Consider the following 21,832-nt stretch of genomic DNA (forward strand, 5'->3'; position numbering starts at 1 on the left):
CCAGAGCCCGAACCAAGCCCCGCCACAGCCGATGGCTGAAACACATTAAATTCAGCATCAGGAATGGCATAGAGCTGTTCACGAATATCATTCATCACACTTGTGACCGTAAAACCTTGCTCTGCACGTACTTGCCAAGGCTCTAAAATCACCTCCATTTGACCATGTGATTGCGCACTACCAGCACGGCGGTTTTCACCCGCTAGCGTGAATGAATAAGCCACCCCAGCATGGCTCATAACAAATTGGTTAGCTTTACTTATCACCTCGTTGGTACGTGAGACCGTTGCCGCATCTGGCAAGGTAATATCAACAAAAAAGCGTCCTTGATCTTCTTGTGGCATAAAGCTGCTTGGTAATTGGCTAAACACAAAGTAACAGCCACCTAGCATTATAAGAAAGCCAATATAACTACGTTTTGCTTTTTCAGAGCATGCCTTTACAAGCCAAGTGTATTTTTTGCCAACACCTTCAAGCCAGTTATTAAATTTATTAAAAATCTTATTGTTTGATGGGGCACTAGGTTTTAAGAAAATCGCACATAAAGCAGGGCTCAAGGTTAGCGCAACTAAGGTTGAAATGAGTACCGCAACCGTAATTGAAATCGCGAACTCTCGGTACATAATGCCCGTAATACCGGCTAAAAATGACACCGGCACAAACACCGCTGCCAGTACTAAAGAGGTTGCCACTATGGCGCCAGAAAGCTCTGTCATCGCTTGCTTAGTAGCAGCAACTACCTCCATATTTTGCTCATTGATCAGTCGCTCAACACTTTCGACTACGACAATCGCATCATCAACGACGATGCCGATTGCCAATACCATAGCCAATAAACTGACATTGTTAATGGTAAATCCAAATGCAGCCAAGGCGATAAAGGTACCCACTATCGACACCGGCACAGCTAAAGCGGGTATTAAAGTTGTTCGCCAGTTTTGCAAAAATAAATACACCACTAAAATCACTAAGATAAGCGCTTGAATAAGGGTATTGATCACCTCATTAATCGACAGCTTGATAAACTCAGATGCATCATAAAATAACTGCCATTTCACTCCCTTTGGAAAAGCCGCACTCAGGCGTTCCATCTCAGCCTTAACACGTTCAGTAACCGCTAATGCATTAGAGCCTGGTAACATATAAACCTGCAAAATAGTGGCGGGCTGTTCATTTAGTTTTGAATTTAAAGTGTACGCTGACGACGCCAACTCAACCCTTGCAACATCTCGCAAACGGATCATCGAGCCATCACTGTTAACTCGCAGCATAATGTTATTAAATTCATCAATCTTATTAAGCCGACCTTGTGCTCGCACCGGAAAGTTAAGCTTAATTGCATCGCTCATTGGCTGAGCGCCAATCTCCCCAGCAGCGGCCTCTTTATTTTGCGCTTTGATTGCTGCGGTCACATCATTCACGGTTAATTCGTAACCCGCTAAAATATCAGGCTTTAACCAGACCCGCATAGCATAAGAACGCGAGCCGGTGTTACGCACTTTACCAACCCCCGGAACACGCTTTAAAGCCGCCTCAACATTGATGCTGGCGTAGTTACTCAAATAGATTTCGTCATAGCGAGGGTCATCAGAGGTCAGTGCCAGTTTCAACAGCTCAACGGAACTTTCATTAGATACATTCACTCCTTCAGTTTGCACATCAACAGGTAAATTACTGCCTGCTTGGCTTGCGGTGTTCTGTACATCAACAAGGGCGAGATCTGGGTCGGTGCCAACATCAAAGGTGAGTGTGATCCCAACACTGCCAGAATTAGTTGCCTTTGACTCCATATACAACATATTCGGCGTGCCATTTAATTCTTGCTCAAGAGGAATGGCTACCGATTCAGATGCAGTCTCTGCCGTTGCGCCAGGGAATGAAGCAGACACTTTAACCGACGGCGGAGCAATATCAGGGTATTGATCAATCGGAAGGGTTAAGAGCGAGACCAAGCCTGTGAGTAAAATAACTAACGAAATAACGATAGCAAACACTGGACGCTTGATAAAAAAATGCGAAAACATAGTTAAGCTCCCTGCTTATTTTTTTTATCATCTTGTTTGCTTGGTTTATCTGGCGCCAGTGGAATAGTGCCCGTGTTTGGCGTTAATCGGCGTTTTTCAAACTCGGCTAACGAAATCGCTTTTACTTGCTGACCATGACGAATGCGATGCAAACCTTTCACCACCACTTGCTCACCGGCACTCAAGCCACCGCTGGCAACAATTCCTTGTTCACCATAATGCTCAACAACAATAAAGCGCCGCTCTATCTCACCTGATTCAAGTACCACCATCACATAAATACCGCCCTGCTCAACTTGGGTAGCTTCCTCAGGGACGACAATGGCATCTTTCAACTCAGATAATTTAATCCGTGCTTTTGTATATTGCCCAGGTAATAGCTCACTATTTGGGTTAGGCAGCTTTGCTCTTACTTTAAAGGTGCCCGTTTTCGGGCTAATTTTAGGGTCGGTAAAACTCACATCACCCCAATACCGATACTCGCTGCCATCAGGCAAAGAAATACGTACAAAGCCTTCTAGCGCCTTGCCCTTTTGCTCTGCTTGTAGCTGCTCCATCATGCTGGTCATACGCCGCTTAGCATTCAAATAATCAAGTGCCGACATATTAAAATTAACGAAAATAGGGTCTATTTGCTGAATGGTGGTAAGGAGCGAAATACCATTACTGCCGACCAAAGCACCGAGATCAGCTTCAGAGCTACCCACCATGCCACTAATTGGCGCTGTCACGCGGGTATATTCTAAATCAAGCTTGGTTTCTTCAAGTTCTGCTTGGGTTGCTGATAGTGATGCTTGCGCTTGCTCTTGAATCGAAATTGCATTGTCGTAGTCGAGCTGACTTGCTGCGTCTTGCTCGTAGAGGGGTTTTAAACGGGTTACATCGCGCTTTGCTTTAGCCAGCGCCGCTTGGTCTTTTTGCAGCGCCGCTTTAACGCGATTAAGCTTAGCTCGGTAGGGTCTATCATCAATGGTGTAGAGTAAATCTCCTTCATTTACCCAGCTACCTTCAACAAATTCTACGCTTTGTACAAAGCCGGTGATTCTTGCGCGTACTTCAACATCCAGCGACGCATCTGTGCGTGCCACGTAATTCCCGTACAGCGGCACATCAAGCTTCTTAACCTCAGCGGTAACTACTTCTTCAACGATAACTTGAGGTTGCTCTTTAGAACAACCAACCAGTGCCGCCAAGCACACGCACCCTATGACGTATTTGTTTAATAGCATACAACCTTCTCATTCCTTAAGCCTGTCTCTATCTTGCTATCTGTTGCAATACTACATAGATGAGGGATTCTTTGTTATTTTTGACAATTAGAGCAGTACACTGTGCTTCTTTGTCCTAACCTAATTTCTTTTAATGGCTCTTTACAATTGACACATGGCTCACCTTTGCGACCATAAACCAGTAATTGCTGGGCAAAATAACCGGGCTTACCATCACTTTGAGCAAAATCTTTTAATGTTGTGCCGCCTTGCGTGATAGCCGCAGCAAGTGTTTCTTTAATAATAGGCACTAATTGCTGAAAACGCTTTAAAGACACTTTGCCGGCTTCTCGTTTCGGGTGAATTCCGGCCTTAAACAACGATTCATTGGCATAGATATTACCTACGCCAACCACCACAGCGTTATCCATAATAAACTGCTTGATTGGTACTTTTTTATTTCTAGACTGTTCGTAGACTCGCTTAGCAGTAAACTCATCAGTTAGCGGCTCAGGCCCGAGTTTGGTTAGCAAGGTATGACATTCGCCTGGCGCTTGCCACAAACAAGCACCAAAGCGACGCGCATCGTTGAGCCTTAATGCTTTACCTGAGGCTAAAATAAATTCGATATGGTCGTGCTTTTTCAGTGGCTCATCAGCACTCACCACCCGTAAGTTGCCCGACATTCCTAAGTGCAAAATAACACTACCCAGCTCACAACCGAGTAATAAATATTTTGCTCTACGCTCCACTGAAGTAACTTTAAGCCCTTGTAGTTGATATACATCATCAGGCACAGGCCAACGCATACTGGCGTTATGAATATTTACTTTAGTCACTGTTTGGTTAAGCACATGCGGCGTTATTCCCAAACGGCTAACTTCAACTTCTGGTAATTCAGGCATCTGTGACTCTCTTAAAACGGGTATAACGGAAATAACTTAGCAGCATCAGCTTGTTCAAGCTCAAATACTCGTTGTAACCGCTTATCTAATAAATAGTATTGCTGATCTATGTTGTACAACTGATACACCGCTGGCAACTGCTCCCCGGCTAGCCACACGGAGGCAACATAATCAGCCGATGTCTGTGAAATTTTACTAACAGGGAGACTGGCAATAGTCAGTTTTTGATGTTGCCAAAGTTCAACAAGTTGTTCGAGCTGCTGCTCATCGCCTTGCCATGTGGTTTCTTGCAGTGATTGGCTACGCCAAGAGGTGCCGATACGCTCGATTTTTAATTCTGGAAATGCCATCGCTAAAATGAAGCTTTGCTCTGGGAGTAATGCTTGTACTCCTTCTTCAACGGGCTGTGTATTGAGCTTTTTATGTAGGCCATTGAAGAAAAAAATCATCAATAGCATCGAAATAATCACCACATTATTCCATGCTTTTCGGCTCAAGCGCATCAGTATCTTCCTCAGTTTTCAATATCTTAAAGTGTAACCAAAAAGGACATTAATTGGCAGTTGTAATTGATCAACAAAATTTCATGTCTGTTATGTATCAATCTGTCGATACTTTGCTAAAATATCCGCCAAATTTAAAGGAGTTCCGTCAATGTCAATGTATGTAGTGGGTCATAAGATCCCTGATTCAGATTCAATTTGCGGTGCAATTGCGCTTGCTTACTTAAAAAACCAGATCAATGAACCTGCGATCCCGACGCGTTTAGGTGAAGTATCACCTGAAACACAATTTATCCTAGATAAATTCGGTTTCGAAGCACCTGAGCTAAAACTTAGCTACGCAGGCGAAGACGTTTATATCGTTGACCACACAGAAAAAACACAAGCACCTGATGACATCGATGAAGCACGTGTTGTAGGTGTTGTTGATCACCACAAATTAGGCGATTTAACATCATCAACACCACTTGAGTGTTGGATCCGCCCAGTGGGTTGTTCAAACACTATCATCAAAATGATGTATGACTTCTACAACGTAGAGATTCCAAAAGATATCGCAGGCATCATGTTATGCGCTATCTTAAGCGACACTGTAATCTTTAAATCACCAACTTGCACAACAGCTGATATCAAGTGTGTTGAAGCACTTGCTGAAATCGCTGGCATTGAAGATTTCAAAGAACTTGGCATGGAAATGTTCAAGGTTAAATCAGCAGTTGAAGGCACGCCTGCACGTGATTTAGTAATGCGTGATTTCAAAGACTTCAACATGAATGGTAAGCTAGTAGGTATTGGCCAGCTAGAAGTTATCGACCTTGCTGTATTTGATGAGATCAAAGCAGACCTTGAAGCTGACATCGCAAAGCTTAAAGAAGAAGGCGGTCGCCACTCAGTATTACTCCTGTTAACTGATATCATGAAAGAAGGCTCTGAAATGCTAATTGCGTCTGATGACGTATCAGTAATCGAAGCTGCCTATGATGTTAAATCAGAAGACGGTCGCGTATGGTTAGATGGCGTATTAAGCCGTAAGAAGCAAGTAGTACCACCACTACAAGACGCTTTCGCAAAGATCTAATCTTACGAAATAGATACAAAAAAAGCCGATGTTACATCGGCTTTTTTTGTGTCTGGAATTTTGCGGTAGTTAGATTTGCGTTGCATTACGCTGGCGTAACACTTCAAATAAACAAATACCGGTCGCAACTGACACATTTAAGCTAGATACCGTACCAGCCATTGGGATTTTAACTAATAAATCACAATGCTCACGAGTGAGGCGGCGCATACCATCCCCTTCTGCACCCATAACAATCGCCATTGGCCCTGTTAGATTTGCATCGAATAACTCAGTATCTGTTTCACCTGCAGTGCCCACAACCCAAACACCTGCGTCTTTAATTTCACGTAGCGTACGTGCCAGATTAGTGACTTGTACCAATGGCACTGTTTCTGCCGCACCACATGCAACTTTACGCGCTGTGCCGTTGAGTTTTGCAGATTTATCTTTAGGAACGATAATCGCGTGCACGCCTGCAGCATCAGCACTACGTAAACACGCCCCTAAGTTATGCGGATCTGTTATGCCATCAAGTACCAATAAGAAAGGCGTTTCCTCACGGGCAATGATCTCATCGAGATCTTTCTCGTTATACATACGGGCTGCTTTTACATTGGCAATAATGCCTTGGTGCTGCTCACCGTCGGCTTTATTATCAAGCGCTTTACGCTGCATAAATTGTACAGAAATACCGAATTTACGTGCTTCATCAATAATCGGGTTTAAACGTTTATCTTCACGTCCTTTTAAAGCATAAATTTCTAAAAAGCGCTCAGGCTCTTTTGCTAATATTGCTTCAACTGAGTGAAAACCAAAAATTAATTCATTACTCACGTATTATTTGCTCCTCGGCCATTACGTTTACGGGTATTCTTACCCGGTCTTTTTGCCTTTTTGGTGGCTTTTTTCTTACTCTTCTTTTTGCCAGCTTTTACAGCATCAGCTTGTTTACTATTAGGCCTTTTACGCCCTTTAGAAGGTGAAGACTTGCCACGTTTTTCATTCTCTTTGTCGCCTGATTTTGCCTCAAAGCTGCCTGACTGCGCTTTTTTACCAGGAATTTTACCTGCTTTGAGCTGGGCACGAACACTTGGTTTAGCAGGAGCACTACGGCCACGACGACGCGCATAACGGTCTTGTTGCGCTTCACCTGCTAACACTAAGTTTATGCGTCGCTCATCAAGACTGACAGATGACACCTGAACCGTTAATTTATCGCCTAAACGATAAACGGTGTGCGTTTGTTCACCAATCAAGCAATGCTTAGCACCATCGTAATGGAAGTACTCATTGCCTAGGTTAGTTACATGGATCATACCGTCGATTTGTAAATCATCTAAGCGTACAAATAGACCAAAGTTAGTTACCGATGAGATCACCCCACCAAATTCGTCACCAACATGGTCTTGCATAAATTCACATTTAAGCCAATCTGCGACTTCACGAGTCGCATCATCAGCACGGCGTTCAGTGGTTGAGCACTGCTCACCTAAAATATCAACTTCGTCATCAGTGTAGGCATACTCACCCGATGTTTGCTGACCTTGCGCTTTAAGTACCGCTTTAATTGCACGGTGCACCACTAAATCAGGATAACGACGAATAGGCGACGTAAAGTGGGCATACGCCGGTAAAGCTAAACCAAAGTGGCCAATGTTATCTGGCTGATACACCGCTTGCTTCATTGAACGAAGCAACATGGTTTGAATAAGCTCAGCTTCTGGGCGGTCGCCTAATTTAGTTAACACGTGAGTGATTTCTTTTGGTGTTGGCTCATCAGAAATCGCGGTTTCGATACCCAGCTCTGATAAAAAGTTTCTGAAGAAACCAAGCTTTTCAGCATCAGGCTCATCATGCACACGATAAAGCGCACTTGCCTCGTGCTTTTCTAATAATCGGGCTGCCGATACGTTCGCTAAAATCATGCACTCTTCGATAAGTTTGTGTGCATCATTGCGAACCACTGGCACGATTGATTCAATCTTACGATGTGCATTAAACACAAAACGCGTTTCTAAGGTTTCAAACTCAATCGCACCACGCTCTTGGCGAGCAGCTTTGAGTGCCATATACATTTGCTGTAAGTCAGTTAAATGTGGCACCATCTCGGCATACTCTTCACGCAGCTTTTCATCGCCTTGTAAAATCGCATTCACTTTCGTGTAAGTAAAACGAGCGTGTGAATTCATCACCGCTTCGTAAAATTTATACCCAGACAACTTACCTGCTTCTGATACTGTCATCTCAGCAACCATACACAAGCGGTCAACTTTCGGGTTTAATGAGCATAGGCCATTCGATAACACTTTTGGCAGCATCGGAATAACTTGCTCAGGGAAGTACACTGAGTTACCACGCTCGATCGCTTCTTTATTCAGAGGCGTGTTCATTCCTACATAGTGCGACACATCGGCAATGGCCACCCATAAACGCCAACCACCTGAAGGCTTGCGCTCACAATAAACGGCATCATCAAAGTCACGGGCATCTTCACCGTCGATTGTAACTAGCGGTAAGTCACGTAAATCAACACGACCTTGCTTTGCTTGCTCATCAACAAACTCACCTAAATGAGCAACTTGCTTTTCAACCGCTTCTGGCCACACATGAGGAATATCGTGATTGCGTAGTGCAACTTCAATTTCCATACCCGGTGCTAAGTGCTCACCTAGTACCTCAGTGACTTTACCTACCGCATTCATATGTCGGCTAGGGTTTTGGGTAATTTGCACCTGCACCATTTGGTTGTGGCGCGCACCATTTTCACTACCCGGTAGTATCATAATGTCTTGCGTTATGCGTGGGTCTTCAGCCACAACAACTGCAATACCATGCTCAACAAAATAGCGGCCAACAATCGGTGCACGTTCATTGGTTAAGACCTTAATGATACGTGCTTCGCATTTGCCGCTAGATCCTTTGCGATTGCCTTTAGCAAGCACAATATCACCGTGCAACACCATATTCATTTGGTGTTTGGCGATAAACCAATCTTTACTCTCACCTTCAACTTCTAAAAAGCCGAATCCGTCACGATGACCAATGACCTTGCCTTTAACTAGGCCGGATTCATCAATCAATGCGTAGCATTTAAACTTATTGAAATACAGTTGACCATCGCGCTCCATAGCACGTAAACGACGTTTGAACGCAATTTGACGCTCTGTATCATTCACATGTAATTCGTCACAAAGTTGTGTGAAGTTTGCTGGTTTGGCGCGAGATTCTAAATGAGTAAGTATAAACTCACGGCTAGGGACGGGGTTTTCGTACTTTTCTTGTTCTCGACTGAGATTTGGATCCTGTTTTGACATTCACTATCTTGTTAGTTGGTTATGTTGTTATTTTAACCCATAACCTAACAATGAGACAGGCAAAAGCTATGAAACTTTTAAGAAATTGATTAAACCTGTTTTCGCACTCAAATTGCTCAATAATTTAATAGCAAAATTAAGGACCTTATAACCACCCTTTTCTCTTTGCAATTCTAGCAGCGTCGATACGGTTACTTGCATTTAATTTACTAATCGCCTCTGACAAGTAATTACGTACGGTTCCCTCACTTAAGTATAATTTAGCTGCAATCATTTGCGTTTTTAACCCCTCTGCAGCTAACTTTAATGATGCCCGCTCTTTTTCAGTTAGTGGGTCTCTATCATCTAAAGCACTTAAAACTAATTCAGGATCTATCACTTTATGCCCAGACATGACTTTTTTAAGTGCTAGAATTAAACTATCACTTGATGCCTCTTTAAGAATAAACCCCTTTACACCAGCATCTAAAGAGCGCCTGATATAGCCTGCTTTAGAAAAAGTAGTCATGATTACTATACGACTTTCACTCTTTTCTATTGCCAATTTTTCAGCAAGTTCAATTCCTGATAACTCCGGCATTTCAATATCTGTAAGAACGATGTCAGGTTTACACTTTGGTATTTCAGCAAGCGCCACCTTGCCATTTTCAGCCTGACCAATTACTTGAATATTTTCATCAAGACCTAAAAGAGCAGCAACAGCTCCTCTAACTAACGCTTGATCTTCAACAAGATAGACCCTTATCATTCTGCCTGCTCCGATTTAATACTCAAAGGCAATTTAATAAATGCAACGAACTGTTGATTACAAAAACTAAACTCGGCCTTTCCCCCTAGCTGTAGAGCTCGCTCTTTAATTCCCGATAGACCATTTCCAAGTGTAACTTGGCTAGTTTCATTTGCATTATTTTTCATTTTAATGTCAACACTATCCAGTGTTTGTAATATTGATATTTCACAATATTTAGCACTACTGTGGCGCAATATATTGGTTACAGCCTCTTTAATTATTAGGTTAACAACTCCTTCTAATTTTGCCGGCAAGTCAACAACCTTAATATTACGAATAACTTTGAAGTCACTCTCCTCTAACCGAACAATTAACCTATTAATTTGTGTATCTATATCCAATTCTTTTAAATCAGTTACAACTTTTCTCACATCGCTTAATAGTTCCCTAGCCAACTCCGCAACCTGAAAAATTTCCGACCTTGCTTGAGCCTGTCTATCAGCTTGACTTAATTTGCTCGCGAGCTCCGCTTTTAAAGCGATTGAAGATAAAGAATGGCCTAAAACATCATGCAAATCTCTAGCTATGCGCTCTCGCTCTGCAATTGCTGCAAACTGCTCTAACTGTTTGCTATTTTGCACTTCTCTGCGTTTATGGAAAAATTCATTACGCCCTGCAATGCCATAACTAAATAAAGCGACAAGCAATATAAGAGAACCACTGAGAAAATACTCAGCATAATTTTCATTGATTATTTGGCTACTAGATAGCAAAGCTAAAAGTAGTATCGAAATTGCAAAAATACGCGCACGGTTCGAAAAGTTATAGCCTACAATATATGCTACAAAGCCAAATAAAGTCGCGGAGCCTACTGTTAGATAACTAGCAATGACACAAACCAAAATAAGCGACATTAGCTGCAGCCAAACTTGTTCTGTTCCTCTTTGTGTTGCTTTCACATACAAATAAATAAAAATTAAGTACAACAGAACAATCGTGAACATCTGCATAAAGTCAGTGCTTTCAATTTGGAAAATACTCGGAAGCAAATAGAATCCCGAAAAAAGCAGTGGCCCCCAATTCCAAAAAGAGGTCAAATTCGTTTTTTTATCCTTAAGCCGACTATTTAACATATCACTTGCTTCTTTTAGTTGATTTGAAATTTTAGCCCAATTATTCCGACTAAAATTAATATAATACAGATTATCTGAAATATCGTAATAGACTCTCTAAGCCATATCACACTAAATATTGATACCCCAACAGTACCAATACCGACCCAAATCGCATAACTAATCCCGAGAGGTAATGACTTTAAAGCAAATGACAAAAAGGCAAAGCTGGCCCACATAGCTGCAAATGTAACAACTGAAGGCCATAGTTTAGTAAAGCCATTTGACTGCTTCATAGCAAGTGCCCAAATAACCTCAAAAACTCCTGCAATTAATAAACTTATCCACGCCGCATTATTCATTTTTATTCCTCCAAAAAGTAGAGGCTTAACTATTACTTTTTCTACTTGCTGGAATAAGTGAATTTTGTCATTGATTGAACTGACAATTGTCATAAAAAAGCTATGAAACTTTTAAGAAATTAATTAATTCTGCCAAAAATGAAGCATTGATATTCTTTGCAACAAACACTCTGTGTTAATATTTTCGGAAAATAACAACAAGCTAACATAATTATATGGATATTAACTTAACCCATTACCTCGCAACGATGGCCTATAACAGCGCCTATATTGGTCTATTCATTGCGGTCATAGCCGTTGCAAAACTGTCGTATAACTTAGCAACCCCTTATAACACCACCAGCCAATTAACCGACAATGCCAACAGTGCTTTAGGTTTATCTATTGGTGGCTATTTAGGGGCAATTACCATTATTTATGGCTTTGTTTTAGCTGGGCCTAGCCAAGGTTTGCTAAGCGATTTGATGAATGTATCACTGTACAGTGTATTAGGTATGGTACTGCTAACCTGCTCACGTATTTTGAATGACAAGTTACTGCTGCGTTTGTTCTGCAACCAAGAGCAATTAATTAACCAACAAAACGAGGCGGTTGGCCTAGTACAAGCGGCAAACTATATGGCTGCAGCGCTGATCATTGGTGGTGCATTAACCGGCGAAGGCAGCTGGTTATCGGCCATTGTGTTTTATTTTTTAGGACAACTAATGCTGATCATTTTTGCCAAAGGCTATGATCACCTCACTGCTTTTAATCTTCACGAACAGCTCGAAAAAGGCAACAAAGCCGTAGCGCTTAGCTTTTCTGGCACCATGTTGGCGCTAGCTATTATCTTGTGTCATGCGCTCATTGGTGGCTTTCATAGCTGGCAACAAAGCTTAAGCTTATTCTTTATTGACGCGTTATTTGGCTTTTTAATTTTACCAATTGTGCGTTACCTCGTTGATAAAATTATCTTTAGCAAAATTTCACTCGACCAAGCAATGCACGACAAAAACACCGCCGTTGCGGTTATTGAAAGCAGCATTGCAATCTGTGTTGCTGTTATCATCACTATCGCTATTTAAGCTTATTTATGGAGTAATGGATGAACATCTATAAGCTTTTTATTATTGCCGCTATCACATTTGTTGTTTGCTTAGTGATACGTGCAGATCTACAAGCGCCACTTATTAGTGGCCAATATGGCAACTTTAAAGACTACGACGGACAAGACAAACCTTACCTATTTACAGTGCCAGAAGATGGCCAAATGATGCGCTTAGAAATTAAAGGCAGACTGCCTTTAAACTCATGGAAAGCCATTGATATCGAAATTTTTGACCCTGATGGTAACTACTTATTTAGTTACTCTGATGAACTTTGGGCCGAAACCGGACACGATTCAGATGGTAAATGGACTGAATACCGTGATTATACTCACCACGATGTTCACTTCCCTAAAAAGGGACAATATAGCGCCTACGTCAGCAGTACGTTTGGCCCAAATAAGCGTGCCGAACATTTTAGTTATACGTTTCGTATCATTCCAATCAAAGGTAACAGTAATTTCATGTTACCGCTGTTATGGATTTCTGGCTTCATCGGCGGTGTAGCGCTATTTGTAATGCTGCATCGTTTAGAGGCTGAGCGTGAAGGCTCTGATATTACTTATAAACCAATCAATAAGTTAAACCCTGAGGCTATAAAAGCAATGGAATCGCGCATCTCTGTTTGGCCTATTGTGTTACTGTTTTTAGCCCCCGTGCTTTTCTTTTCTTTCTTGGCATATAGCAAAGGTGACAAAGAGCAAGATTGGCAAGTTTACTCCTATCACCACCTCACGATAAGCGTTGATAAACAATTGCGTGAGCAAAGTATTGGCAGTGCAGGTTTCCGTTCACGAGGCGGCCCAGGTGGTAAATAAATCAATTCGCGAAAGCCACATTTTACTGTTTAGTATTTTTGTTGCTGGCCTTTGCTCAATTATCTATGAGCTACTGATCGCAACCACTGGTGCCTACTTTTTGGGTGATAGCATCACCCAATTTTCTCTGACAATTGGCGTCTATATGGCGGCAATGGGGGTTGGCTCTTATTTTTCGCGTTTTGTGCCTGATAAGCCATTGCTGGTGTATTTTATTGGCTTTGAGTTAGCGCTTGCGCTACTTGGTGGTTTGAGTGTGCCCTTGCTGTATTTCTGTTATGCGTTTGGTTTACCGCTGCAAGCAATTAGTATTTTACTCACCACGCTAATAGGGATTTTGATTGGCTTAGAAATTCCGTTGTTAAGTCGCCTAATGGAAAAACATTATGCGCTAAAAGCAAACCTCGCTAATGTGTTATCTATTGACTACTTTGGCGCCCTGCTTGCGACTTTACTGTTTCCTTTTCTATTTTTACCTTGGCTTGGGGTTTTTAAAACAGCCTTAAGCTTTGGCTTAATGAATCTAAGTATTGCGCTGTTATTGCTGTGGTACTTTATCGACCATATCAGCCCTAATCGTCGAAAAGTACTTAGGCTCACTTTAGTTTTAGTCAGCTCAGTATTAGTGCTTTGTTTATTTGCGAGTAAACAGCTCACCCATCTTTGGCAAAGCCAAATCTACGATGATCGTGTTGTACATTCAGAGCAAACGCCCTATCAGCAAATTGTACTCACTCGTCATAAAGATGATATTCGGCTTTATTTAAACGGTGGCTTACAGTTTTCATCGATTGATGAGTATCGCTATCACGAAGCGCTTATTCATCCCGCTATGGTGCGCCATGGTAATGCAAAACGTATTCTAATTTTAGGTGGTGGTGATGGCTTGGCAGCCAGAGAGCTTTTGAAATACCCGCAAATAGAATCTGTTACTCTAGTCGATTTAGACCCTGCAGTCGCTAAGCTTGCGCAAACTAATCATAACCTGACAACACTTAACAAGCACTCACTCAGTGACCCTAAAGTGACGGTTATTCATCAAGATGCTTATGTGTTTATTGAGCAAAGCGAACAGCTGTTCGATATTATTTTTATTGATTTACCTGATCCAAAAGCAATCAATTTAGCACGGCTTTACAGTCAGCAGTTTTATCAACTAGTAAAAACACGATTACCAAATAACGGTATTGTAGTGACCCAGGCCACCAGTCCATTTTTTGCGAAACACACATTTTGGTCTATCAATAATACGCTCAGTGCAGCTGGCTTTGCGCACACCTTGCCTTACCATTTGAATGTGCCCTCTTTTGGCGAATGGGGATTTGTTATGGCTTGCAACTTGATGTGTAGTAACCAACAAGTATTACCGGTTAAAACCCGCTTTTACCGCCCTGAAAATGACTCACAATTGTTTATTTTTACCCCAGATATTAGCGCTAACAATGAAAAAGTATCGACGCTTGATGAGCCTAATGTGCTGCACTATTACTTGCAGGGGTGGAAATATTGGAACTAAACGAATGGATTAGCCCATTTAGGGAGTTTACAAAGTAAAGGATTACCGTTACAAAGAGAGTTAATAACAACAATAACAAGGTTTGTAATGCAGGCGCACAAACAGAGCCTAATATACTTACATATTGCAGTACTCCTATTTGGGGGGACTGCATTATTCGCTAAACTAGTCAGCCTAAGTGCATTAGATATTACCGTTTACCGAACAGCGATTGCTGGCTGTGCCTTACTGATCTTACTTACAATTCAACACAAAGCGATTAAGCTTCACTCGCGTCGCGACTACCTTATAGCCTTGTTACTTGGTGTCACTGTTGGAATACATTGGCTCACCTATTTCGCAGGTATGCAGTTAGCAGGAATTGCTGTCGGTATGATTGCCTTTTTTACTTATCCTGTTATCACGGTGTTTTTAGAGCCTTTTTTTCATGGCAGCAAACCACAGCTCAAAGATATTTTTAGCGCCTTAGTAGTAATGCTTGGTATTTATTTACTTATTCCTGATGCCAGCTTAGGCAATGATGTCACCCTCGGTATTGCTATTGGTATTTTGTCAGCGTTCTTTTTTGCTTTTCGAAATATCGTTCATAAGCGTTACTTTAGCCAATATAGCGGCCCACAAACCATGCTTTACCAAACTTGGATCGCCTGCATTATGCTGTGTGCCTTTGTCGAGGTACCGCCATTACAAGTTGATACAATAAATTGGCTGCTATTAATTACTGTAGGGGTTATTTTTACAGCAGCACCGCATTCACTGTTTGCAGCAAGCCTAAAAAACTTATCAGCTTCAACCGCTGGTTTAATATCGTGTTTGCAGCCTTTATACGGTACGTTTTTCGCTTTTTTAATTTTGCATGAGCAACCTTCAATTAGCACTCTTATTGGTGGCGCACTAGTTATTAGTGCCGCTTTTTATGAAACATGGTCAGTGACTCGTAGGTATAAGCAATGATGAAAGTATTCGCTCACAGAGGTGCCAGTGGTACCTACCCAGAAAATACTCAAAGCGCCATTATCGCCGCTGTTGATTTAGCAGTAGATGGCATCGAAATTGATGTGCAAAGCTGCCTTGATGATTACATGATTATTCACGACACTTGGCTTGATCGCACAACCTCAGGTCGCGGTAAAGTAAACGCCTGCTCAAAAGAGCAAATTCAACAATACGATGCAGGCAATGGCGAATGCGTGCCCACTTTACAGCAGGCAATCGATTGGGTTGGTGATAAAACCTTGCTTAATCTAGAGCTTAAACATACTTTTTCGTTAGACAAGTTTGTAGAGCTTATTGAGTCAAATGTCAGTGCAGGAAAAATATCTAGAGATAACCTGCTAGTCTCTTCATTCGATCATCACCAACTGATGTGGCTAAAGCAAAAACTGCCGTGGGTAAAGATTGGTGCACTTACCGCTTCTATCCCAATTAATTACAGCGAGTTTGCGCAAAAACTGCATGCCTATAGCATTCATGTAGATAAAAACTTTATAAACCATGAGTTTGTTGCTGACGCAAAACAACGCGGCCTTCAAGTTTATGCTTACACGGTCGATAAAGTGGAAGATATCGAATTAATGCTAGAGTATGGCGTAGATGGTATTTTTACTAATTTTCCGTGTCATACACAAATGACACTGCAGTCACTGTAACTCAACAAAACTAAGCTATACTGTTGAATTATGTGACATTGAATAATAAAAAATTACGCCAAAATGAATCAACACAACACCTTAATGAGTAGCTATATGCGCATTTATAATTTTATCGAACAAACATTCTTTTACACTCTTACACGTAAGATTGTCGGTAATTTAGGTTTTGTGTTTGCGTTTCAGGCCATTACTTTGATCTGGCTTTATAGCAGCCTGTCAGAGCAACAAGCTGGCATGGGACTATTTTGGTTAATGACCTTTGTTATCATCGCGAGCTTTATTTTTACTATTTTCTACATGCGCTTTTTAATTGTGCGCCCAGTGCAAGCAATGCGCGATACACTTGAGCAAATCAACCGTCATGATGCAGATTTATCTGCCAAGTTACCGCATTTTACCTACGATGAATTTCGTGATTTAAGTGAGCAGTACAATACCTTTACAGTTCATTTAGCAAATCTATTAGCCACCACATACCAAAGTGCACAAGCCAGTGCAGATAGTAGTTCAAAGATGACTCATTCAATGCAGCAAACTGCAGAAATGAGCCACCAGCAAATCAAGTTTAGCCAAACCATTACTGATTCGAGTAACCAAATAACTTCAAGCCTTGAGAATATTTCAGCGAACACTGATAGCGTGCACCATGTTAATAGTGAGCACTTAAACTTTGTAAAACACTCAGCCACTGAGTTATCAGCATTAGTTAAAAAGGTCGCGATGATTAGCCAAATTTTAGGTAACTTTTCTGCAACTGTGTCTGGCCTAAAAGAAAACAGCGAGAACATTCGCGCCATTTTAAAAATGGTAGAAGAGTTTTCTGACCAAACCAATTTACTTGCACTAAATGCTGCAATTGAAGCGGCACGTGCTGGTGAAGCTGGCCGAGGCTTTGCCGTGGTTGCCGATGAAGTTAGATCACTATCGGTTAAAGTAAACGACGCAACTCGCCAAATAACCGATTTTATTAATCAAATGAATAGTCTGGTTAGCGAAACCAATAAAGAATCTGAGCAACTAATTAGCCACTCGAGTGAAGCTGAAACAGCGATTAGCAATACCTCTACAGGCTTTAGTAATATGCTTAGCGAATTTGAGCAAAACCAACAACAACTACAGCAGATTGTTAGTGCGGTACATTTACTTGAGCAAACCCAAACCCACACTCATCAAACTGTTGAGCAAATAGTTGCTCTGGGTGAGCAAGCAAAACAGCAGATTGATGAATCACTAGCTGACTGCCAGCAATCACACAAACTGAGCCAACAAACCCAAGAGCAATTAAAACGCTTTGTGTAATCGGCTTTTAACTGCTGCTCTGAGTCAAACTATGTTAAAGTAGCCGCTTCTTGGCTACTTTTTTATTGACCGTGACAACACCCGCTATTGATTATGAACAACTCGCACTGCAAATAAAGCAATGGGGTAAAGACCTTGGCTTTGCAGAAGTCGGGATCACTGATATTGACCTAACGAAACATGAAGCTCAACTGCAGCGCTGGTTAGATTTAGGCTATCACGGTGAAATGGAATACATGGCAGCCCATGGAATGAAGCGAGCACGCCCCGCAGAGCTGGTACCTGGCACGCAGCGAGTCATCTCAGTAAAAATGAACTACCTACCGCCTGATGCAAGCTTTGCTAAGAACCTCAAACAAACAGATAAAGCGTACATCAGTCGCTATGCATTAGGTCGTGACTATCATAAATTAATTCGCAACCGCCTAAAAAAATTAGGCCAACAAATAGAGCAGCATATAGGCCAGCTAGGTTTTCGTCCTTTTGTTGATTCAGCCCCAGTGCTTGAAAGGCAACTGGCCGAAAAGGCAGGCTTGGGCTGGCGTGGAAAACATAGTTTATTAATCAATAAAGAAGCGGGCTCTTGGTTTTTCTTAGGGGAGCTGTTTGTTGATATACCGCTGCCTATTGATGATGAGAATAGCTTTGAAGGCTGTGGGAAATGCGTTGCCTGTATGACACTGTGCCCAACCGGTGCGATTGTCGAGCCTTATGTAGTCGATGCCCGTAAATGTATCTCTTACCTTACGATTGAACTGCAAGGCGCGATTCCAGATGAGTATCGCCCACTGTTAGGAAATCGCATTTATGGCTGTGATGACTGTCAGTTAGTGTGCCCATGGAATCGCTATGGTCAACTCACCGATGAAGCCGACTTTCATCCAAGAAAGCAACTTAAAGACCAAGACTTACTGACTTTATTTGCATGGGATGAAGCAACCTTTCTTAAAAATACCGAAGGCAGCCCTATACGCCGTATTGGTCACGAGCGCTGGTTAAGAAACCTCGCTGTCGGATTAGGTAACGCTGATTACAACGAGCAAATAATCGAGGCTTTAGAGCAAAGGTTAACAACCGCTACACCTTTGGTCGCTGAACATATCGAGTGGGCGCTTGATCAGCAAAAAAATAAGCGCCAGTTAAAGCTTCGTAAAACAGCGCGCTTAATTCGCATTGTTGAAAAAGGACTGCCCAGAGATGCTTGATAGCTTAAATCAAGACAATTTGAGCCAGCGCCACTAATTAGTGGCACTGACGCATTTTGCACAGTCCGCTGTTAGCAAGTGCGCTTTTCTACTGGGGTTGGCTGCGCACTAAAAGCTTTTTTGTTCAGCAATAAACAGGAAAAAGGCAAGACGCGACCCCATTTTCTGTGTGCCAACAACTAGAGCTTTATCCCAACTGAAAAACCAGATTCACCAAATGGATTAAGCTTACTTAATGCTTTTTCAGATGGTGATTCACCTTTTATAATATCTAGCGTTTCGCCGTCCTTAACAAAAATGCTCTTAGAGAATGCAGAAACAATTACCTCTGCTCTAATTGCGTTGACACCTTCCTCTGGGAGAGGACAAAATTTTTCGAACAAAGCCTCAAGTGAAAAGCCATTGTAATTTTTGACCATCCAGCTTCTCTCCGCATAAATAATATGCCAATCATCAACGATAATCGTTTTTATCTTTTCTACTCCTGACAAACGTGCATCTTTCACCAAAAGCTCCAATAAAGTGGCTTCGTTTAAGTTGTCGATATCAACATATAAATGCGAGTTTCGACGAATTTGATCATGTGCATTTTGCAAAACTTTTAACATATCTTAATCCAATCATTAATAATCCGCTGGTGCTACTCTGATATCTCCACTAGCCCTAGATGCATTGAATTGATTAAAAGCAGTAGGCGGTACATAGAATTCATAGCCAGTCGGCCTAAATGTTTGCGCTGAAGGTATTTGCCTAAAGTGCGACCCTTTTGACATTAAACTAGTGAAAGCACTATTACGCAGGTAATATGCAAGCACAGCGCCGGGATCTCCTAAGTCATGTCTCAACTCTAAGGCTTTTCCAATTTCTAGTGGAGCACCATTTAGTAAAGCGATGGCAGATTCCAAATTTGTTCCATGATACAAAAATATACCGCCATCGGAATTTCTAACCTGCGAAAGCGCTGCCGCTTGCGTCGCTTGAAAAGCTTTTTTATTTTCTTGGTGTTGTTGTAAACAAATCTCCCCAACAGGCGTTCCATCAGCATGATGAGTCGTATTAGCAGGAATTACCACACCCAATCCCCCTGTAACTACTCGAGAACCAACACTTCCTAAGAACTTGAGGCTATTAGACATTATTGCCGAATTATTAGATATAGCTTTTTGACCAGCAACAGCTGCTAGGCCTCCTAGTGTTATCGCACCTGCACTGCCGCCAGAGCTACTACTTTGCGCTCCATCTATACTAACTGGAGCTGAGAATGAATAACCAACTGTATAGCTTTGTCCCTGCTCAGTGGTGTGTGTAGAAATATAATGCTGACTACCTATATCTGGGGAATCGGTGGCTTTAATTAACTGATTAGTATTTGAGTGACCGTTAGTTAATGAACCAGTATTTTTTTATCTATCGCCCCTCCTGAACCAGCATCTAAATCAAATGGCCCCGGACAAGTATTATTCATTTCACAACCTTCTTTGCGAATAGAGTAACCTGTTGGATCGGTTCCAGAAAGAGGGTTGTTCATAACGTAGCTGTATGGGTTAATCCCCTGACTATTGCCAATGCTCTGAATTAAAGGATCCACACTCATAAACCTACCAAGGTTATAATCGTACACCCGACCGTTCATATGAATTAATCGGCCTAACTTGACGCATTGTTTTAAAGAGCTTTTTGTAATTCTGAGGTTACAGGAATAAAATAAACTATTAAATCACTTTTATGGGGTTAGAAATAACAAAGGCTCCAACAAAGGAGCCTTCGCCAAGTATAACTTGGAGCCAGAACATCATTACCGGACTGAGCCTCGACCTAAAATTAGGTTATGTGATGTCATACTAAACAGTATGTCTGCTACACCATACCCACATGATTGCCATTAGTGATAACTATGTCAACCATTACAGCATCAATTCATATTGGCGTAACTTTGAAACAAGTGTGGGCAACTTTTGCTTTTGTAGAGAGTTTAAATACTCATTTACTGACATTGGTGGATTTTTCAATGAGCGCCTTTGTCTTTGTGCAGCCAGCAATGCTCGGCTTGGATCCAATTCAAACATGTCAGACAAAAACACATCTGGATGTATGGCTGACAGCCCTAGTGGTGCTAGTTTGTCATCTGGAAAGTCTTTTAAGTTGAATGTCACAATCCCTTCGGCTTGCCCTTTAATTGCAGCGGCAACAACATGGCGATCATCTTGATCGGGTAATTCGATTCCAGCTATAAATAGCTCATAACCTTCAACAACACAATCAGGCACATGGCGATTCATTAACTCCCGTGTGCGTTGTAATTTCTCTTCAGAGATGTATGGTTGCTTTTTTAACAAATTTCGTGTCCATTCGTCGTGAATTTGCTCTGTCCATTTCGCCCGATACAAACCTGTTTGCGCCAAATACAGTAAATAACTTCGAAGTGGCGCTGGATACATCACACATGCATCCAGAATTACGGTGTAAGTTGTCATTTAATATCCTAAATTCAACTCCTGATCGAGTGCTGATAATTCATCAAGAGTCGCAAGTCGCTGTTCATCAAGCTGACGTTTGTATTGCATCACATCAACAAACGCGACCTTTCTACGATTGCCAGTTCTTGCATAAGGCAAGTCACCAGAATCAAGTAGTTTGATAAACGTGGGTCGTGACATATTTAGCATATCCGCCGCTTCTTGCGTGGTTAACTCAGCATGTATCGGTGTGATATTAACACTGTTCCCTTGGCCAAGTTGAGTCAGCACTTCAATCATTAATTTAACGGCACTAGCAGGTAATTGAACAGAGTGAGTTTCACCATCTTTACCTACCACACTAAAATTTTGTACATCACCATTCGCTTCCAGCACGGCTGAAAGTTCTTGGCTGCTTAATTTAGCCAAGGCGATTTCTTCGGCACTTGGCAATGATTGTACGTTCAACATTACTTTGGTCTCATTTGTCTGTTTGTCTGTTTGTCTGTTTGTCTGTTTGTCTGTTTGTCTGTTTGTCTGTTTGTCTGTTTGTCTGTTTGTCTGTTTGTCTGTTTGTCTGTTT

The 21,832-nt window shown here is 41.8% G+C and carries 21 protein-coding genes and 1 pseudogene; 8 read left to right on the forward strand and 14 right to left on the reverse strand.

What is annotated here, in order from left to right:
* The 4 genes from BIZ38_RS20545 to BIZ38_RS20560 form a co-directional block, all read right to left on the reverse strand.
* On the reverse strand, positions 1 to 2,024 hold a 2,024-nt coding region (locus tag BIZ38_RS20545), incomplete at its 3' end, for an efflux RND transporter permease subunit (protein ID WP_187491170.1).
* A gap of 2 nt (positions 2,025 to 2,026) precedes the next feature.
* Positions 2,027 to 3,223 carry an efflux RND transporter periplasmic adaptor subunit gene (locus BIZ38_RS20550; protein ID WP_410446000.1) on the reverse strand — a complete coding sequence of 399 codons (1,197 nt, stop codon included), beginning with the start codon at positions 3,221 to 3,223 and terminating at the stop codon, positions 2,027 to 2,029.
* A gap of 104 nt (positions 3,224 to 3,327) precedes the next feature.
* On the reverse strand, positions 3,328 to 4,137 hold the full coding sequence (gene mutM, locus BIZ38_RS20555) for a bifunctional DNA-formamidopyrimidine glycosylase/DNA-(apurinic or apyrimidinic site) lyase (RefSeq protein ID WP_138616229.1): 810 nt from the start codon (positions 4,135 to 4,137) through the stop codon (positions 3,328 to 3,330).
* Between the two features lie 11 nt (positions 4,138 to 4,148).
* The gene (locus tag BIZ38_RS20560) at positions 4,149 to 4,640 is read right to left on the reverse strand and encodes a hypothetical protein (protein ID WP_054552702.1); all 492 of its coding nucleotides are present in this window, start codon (positions 4,638 to 4,640) and stop codon (positions 4,149 to 4,151) included.
* Between the two features lie 151 nt (positions 4,641 to 4,791).
* Here BIZ38_RS20560 and BIZ38_RS20565 point away from each other — a divergent pair, with 151 nt between their 5' ends.
* The gene (locus BIZ38_RS20565; RefSeq protein WP_054552703.1) at positions 4,792 to 5,718 is read left to right on the forward strand and encodes a manganese-dependent inorganic pyrophosphatase; all 927 of its coding nucleotides are present in this window, start codon (positions 4,792 to 4,794) and stop codon (positions 5,716 to 5,718) included.
* 69 nt (positions 5,719 to 5,787) lie between these two features.
* On the opposite strand, the gene rlmB is transcribed toward BIZ38_RS20565, so the two are convergent.
* The 5 genes from rlmB to BIZ38_RS20590 form a co-directional block, all read right to left on the reverse strand.
* A complete protein-coding gene (gene rlmB / locus BIZ38_RS20570) occupies positions 5,788 to 6,534 on the reverse strand; it encodes a 23S rRNA (guanosine(2251)-2'-O)-methyltransferase RlmB (RefSeq protein ID WP_063702555.1) in 747 nt (248 codons plus the stop codon).
* Entirely contained in the window at positions 6,531 to 9,014 is a 2,484-nt protein-coding gene (rnr, locus tag BIZ38_RS20575; protein ID WP_187491172.1) for a ribonuclease R, read from the reverse strand. Before rnr ends, rlmB begins: the two co-directional genes overlap by 4 nt.
* Positions 9,015 to 9,159: 145 nt before the next feature.
* Positions 9,160 to 9,762 carry a DNA-binding response regulator gene (locus tag BIZ38_RS20580; protein WP_054552706.1) on the reverse strand — a complete coding sequence of 201 codons (603 nt, stop codon included), beginning with the start codon at positions 9,760 to 9,762 and terminating at the stop codon, positions 9,160 to 9,162.
* Complete coding sequence (locus tag BIZ38_RS20585; RefSeq protein ID WP_187491173.1) at positions 9,759 to 10,877, reverse strand: sensor histidine kinase; 1,119 nt, start codon at positions 10,875 to 10,877, stop codon at positions 9,759 to 9,761. The genes BIZ38_RS20580 and BIZ38_RS20585 overlap by 4 nt, the downstream gene beginning before the upstream one ends.
* A 14-nt stretch (positions 10,878 to 10,891) precedes the next feature.
* Positions 10,892 to 11,311 carry a DMT family transporter gene (locus BIZ38_RS20590; protein WP_262387636.1) on the reverse strand — a complete coding sequence of 140 codons (420 nt, stop codon included), beginning with the start codon at positions 11,309 to 11,311 and terminating at the stop codon, positions 10,892 to 10,894.
* A gap of 122 nt (positions 11,312 to 11,433) precedes the next feature.
* Here BIZ38_RS20590 and BIZ38_RS20595 point away from each other — a divergent pair, with 122 nt between their 5' ends.
* The 7 genes from BIZ38_RS20595 to queG all read left to right on the forward strand — a co-directional run bounded on the left by BIZ38_RS20595 (position 11,434) and on the right by queG (position 18,793).
* Positions 11,434 to 12,282, forward strand: coding sequence for a DUF350 domain-containing protein (locus tag BIZ38_RS20595; protein ID WP_262387637.1), 849 nt, complete (start codon positions 11,434 to 11,436; stop codon positions 12,280 to 12,282).
* 20 nt (positions 12,283 to 12,302) lie between these two features.
* Complete coding sequence (locus BIZ38_RS20600; RefSeq protein WP_054561029.1) at positions 12,303 to 13,121, forward strand: hypothetical protein; 819 nt, start codon at positions 12,303 to 12,305, stop codon at positions 13,119 to 13,121.
* Complete coding sequence (locus tag BIZ38_RS20605) at positions 13,111 to 14,637, forward strand: polyamine aminopropyltransferase (protein WP_187491174.1); 1,527 nt, start codon at positions 13,111 to 13,113, stop codon at positions 14,635 to 14,637. The genes BIZ38_RS20600 and BIZ38_RS20605 overlap by 11 nt, the downstream gene beginning before the upstream one ends.
* A gap of 87 nt (positions 14,638 to 14,724) precedes the next feature.
* The gene (locus tag BIZ38_RS20610; protein ID WP_054552710.1) at positions 14,725 to 15,591 is read left to right on the forward strand and encodes a DMT family transporter; all 867 of its coding nucleotides are present in this window, start codon (positions 14,725 to 14,727) and stop codon (positions 15,589 to 15,591) included.
* Positions 15,588 to 16,286: a glycerophosphodiester phosphodiesterase gene (locus BIZ38_RS20615; RefSeq protein WP_138598853.1), complete on the forward strand. Its 699-nt coding sequence runs from the start codon at positions 15,588 to 15,590 to the stop codon at positions 16,284 to 16,286. Before BIZ38_RS20610 ends, BIZ38_RS20615 begins: the two co-directional genes overlap by 4 nt.
* Positions 16,287 to 16,370: 84 nt before the next feature.
* On the forward strand, positions 16,371 to 17,588 hold the full coding sequence (locus BIZ38_RS20620; protein ID WP_054552885.1) for a methyl-accepting chemotaxis protein: 1,218 nt from the start codon (positions 16,371 to 16,373) through the stop codon (positions 17,586 to 17,588).
* A 71-nt stretch (positions 17,589 to 17,659) separates the two neighbouring features.
* Positions 17,660 to 18,793, forward strand: a complete 1,134-nt coding sequence (queG, locus tag BIZ38_RS20625; RefSeq protein WP_187491181.1) for a tRNA epoxyqueuosine(34) reductase QueG — start codon at positions 17,660 to 17,662, stop codon at positions 18,791 to 18,793.
* Positions 18,794 to 18,972: 179 nt separating this feature from the next.
* Here queG and BIZ38_RS20630 read toward each other — a convergent pair whose 3' ends face one another.
* The 5 genes and pseudogenes from BIZ38_RS20630 to BIZ38_RS20650 all read right to left on the reverse strand — a co-directional run.
* On the reverse strand, positions 18,973 to 19,401 hold the full coding sequence (locus BIZ38_RS20630; RefSeq protein ID WP_187491175.1) for a hypothetical protein: 429 nt from the start codon (positions 19,399 to 19,401) through the stop codon (positions 18,973 to 18,975).
* 15 nt (positions 19,402 to 19,416) lie between these two features.
* Positions 19,417 to 19,866 (reverse strand): hypothetical protein, encoded by a 450-nt coding sequence (locus BIZ38_RS20635; protein WP_187491176.1) that lies wholly within the window; start codon positions 19,864 to 19,866, stop codon positions 19,417 to 19,419.
* Between the two features lie 404 nt (positions 19,867 to 20,270).
* Positions 20,271 to 20,438, reverse strand: a pseudogene (locus tag BIZ38_RS22055) (RHS repeat-associated core domain-containing protein); the annotation flags it as partial.
* 259 nt (positions 20,439 to 20,697) lie between these two features.
* Positions 20,698 to 21,267 (reverse strand): PIN domain-containing protein, encoded by a 570-nt coding sequence (locus BIZ38_RS20645; protein WP_187491178.1) that lies wholly within the window; start codon positions 21,265 to 21,267, stop codon positions 20,698 to 20,700.
* Positions 21,268 to 21,832 (reverse strand): helix-turn-helix domain-containing protein (locus BIZ38_RS20650; protein ID WP_262387638.1); only part of this gene is annotated, 565 nt, incomplete at its 5' end. It abuts the gene before it with no gap.

It is taken from the genome of Pseudoalteromonas sp. BZK2 (assembly GCF_014349195.1).
Lineage (GTDB): Bacteria > Pseudomonadota > Gammaproteobacteria > Enterobacterales > Alteromonadaceae > Pseudoalteromonas > Pseudoalteromonas simplex.

Bases quoted from the DNA above. Each gene is read 5' to 3' on its own strand.
- BIZ38_RS20585 (WP_187491173.1), bottom strand. From the start codon at position 10,877: ATGTTAAATAGTCGGCTTAAGGATAAAAAAACGAATTTGACCTCTTTT.
- BIZ38_RS20615 (WP_138598853.1), top strand. From the start codon at position 15,588: ATGATGAAAGTATTCGCTCACAGAGGTGCCAGTGGTACCTACCCAGAA.
- rnr (WP_187491172.1), bottom strand. From the start codon at position 9,014: ATGTCAAAACAGGATCCAAATCTCAGTCGAGAACAAGAAAAGTACGAA.
- BIZ38_RS20645 (WP_187491178.1), bottom strand. From the start codon at position 21,267: ATGACAACTTACACCGTAATTCTGGATGCATGTGTGATGTATCCAGCG.
- BIZ38_RS20590 (WP_262387636.1), bottom strand. From the start codon at position 11,311: ATGACAATTGTCAGTTCAATCAATGACAAAATTCACTTATTCCAGCAA.
- BIZ38_RS20610 (WP_054552710.1), top strand. From the start codon at position 14,725: ATGCAGGCGCACAAACAGAGCCTAATATACTTACATATTGCAGTACTC.
- BIZ38_RS20620 (WP_054552885.1), top strand. From the start codon at position 16,371: ATGAGTAGCTATATGCGCATTTATAATTTTATCGAACAAACATTCTTT.
- BIZ38_RS20580 (WP_054552706.1), bottom strand. From the start codon at position 9,762: ATGATAAGGGTCTATCTTGTTGAAGATCAAGCGTTAGTTAGAGGAGCT.
- BIZ38_RS20565 (WP_054552703.1), top strand. From the start codon at position 4,792: ATGTCAATGTATGTAGTGGGTCATAAGATCCCTGATTCAGATTCAATT.
- BIZ38_RS20595 (WP_262387637.1), top strand. From the start codon at position 11,434: ATGGATATTAACTTAACCCATTACCTCGCAACGATGGCCTATAACAGC.
- BIZ38_RS20600 (WP_054561029.1), top strand. From the start codon at position 12,303: ATGAACATCTATAAGCTTTTTATTATTGCCGCTATCACATTTGTTGTT.
- BIZ38_RS20560 (WP_054552702.1), bottom strand. From the start codon at position 4,640: ATGCGCTTGAGCCGAAAAGCATGGAATAATGTGGTGATTATTTCGATG.
- mutM (WP_138616229.1), bottom strand. From the start codon at position 4,137: ATGCCTGAATTACCAGAAGTTGAAGTTAGCCGTTTGGGAATAACGCCG.
- BIZ38_RS20630 (WP_187491175.1), bottom strand. From the start codon at position 19,401: ATGTTAAAAGTTTTGCAAAATGCACATGATCAAATTCGTCGAAACTCG.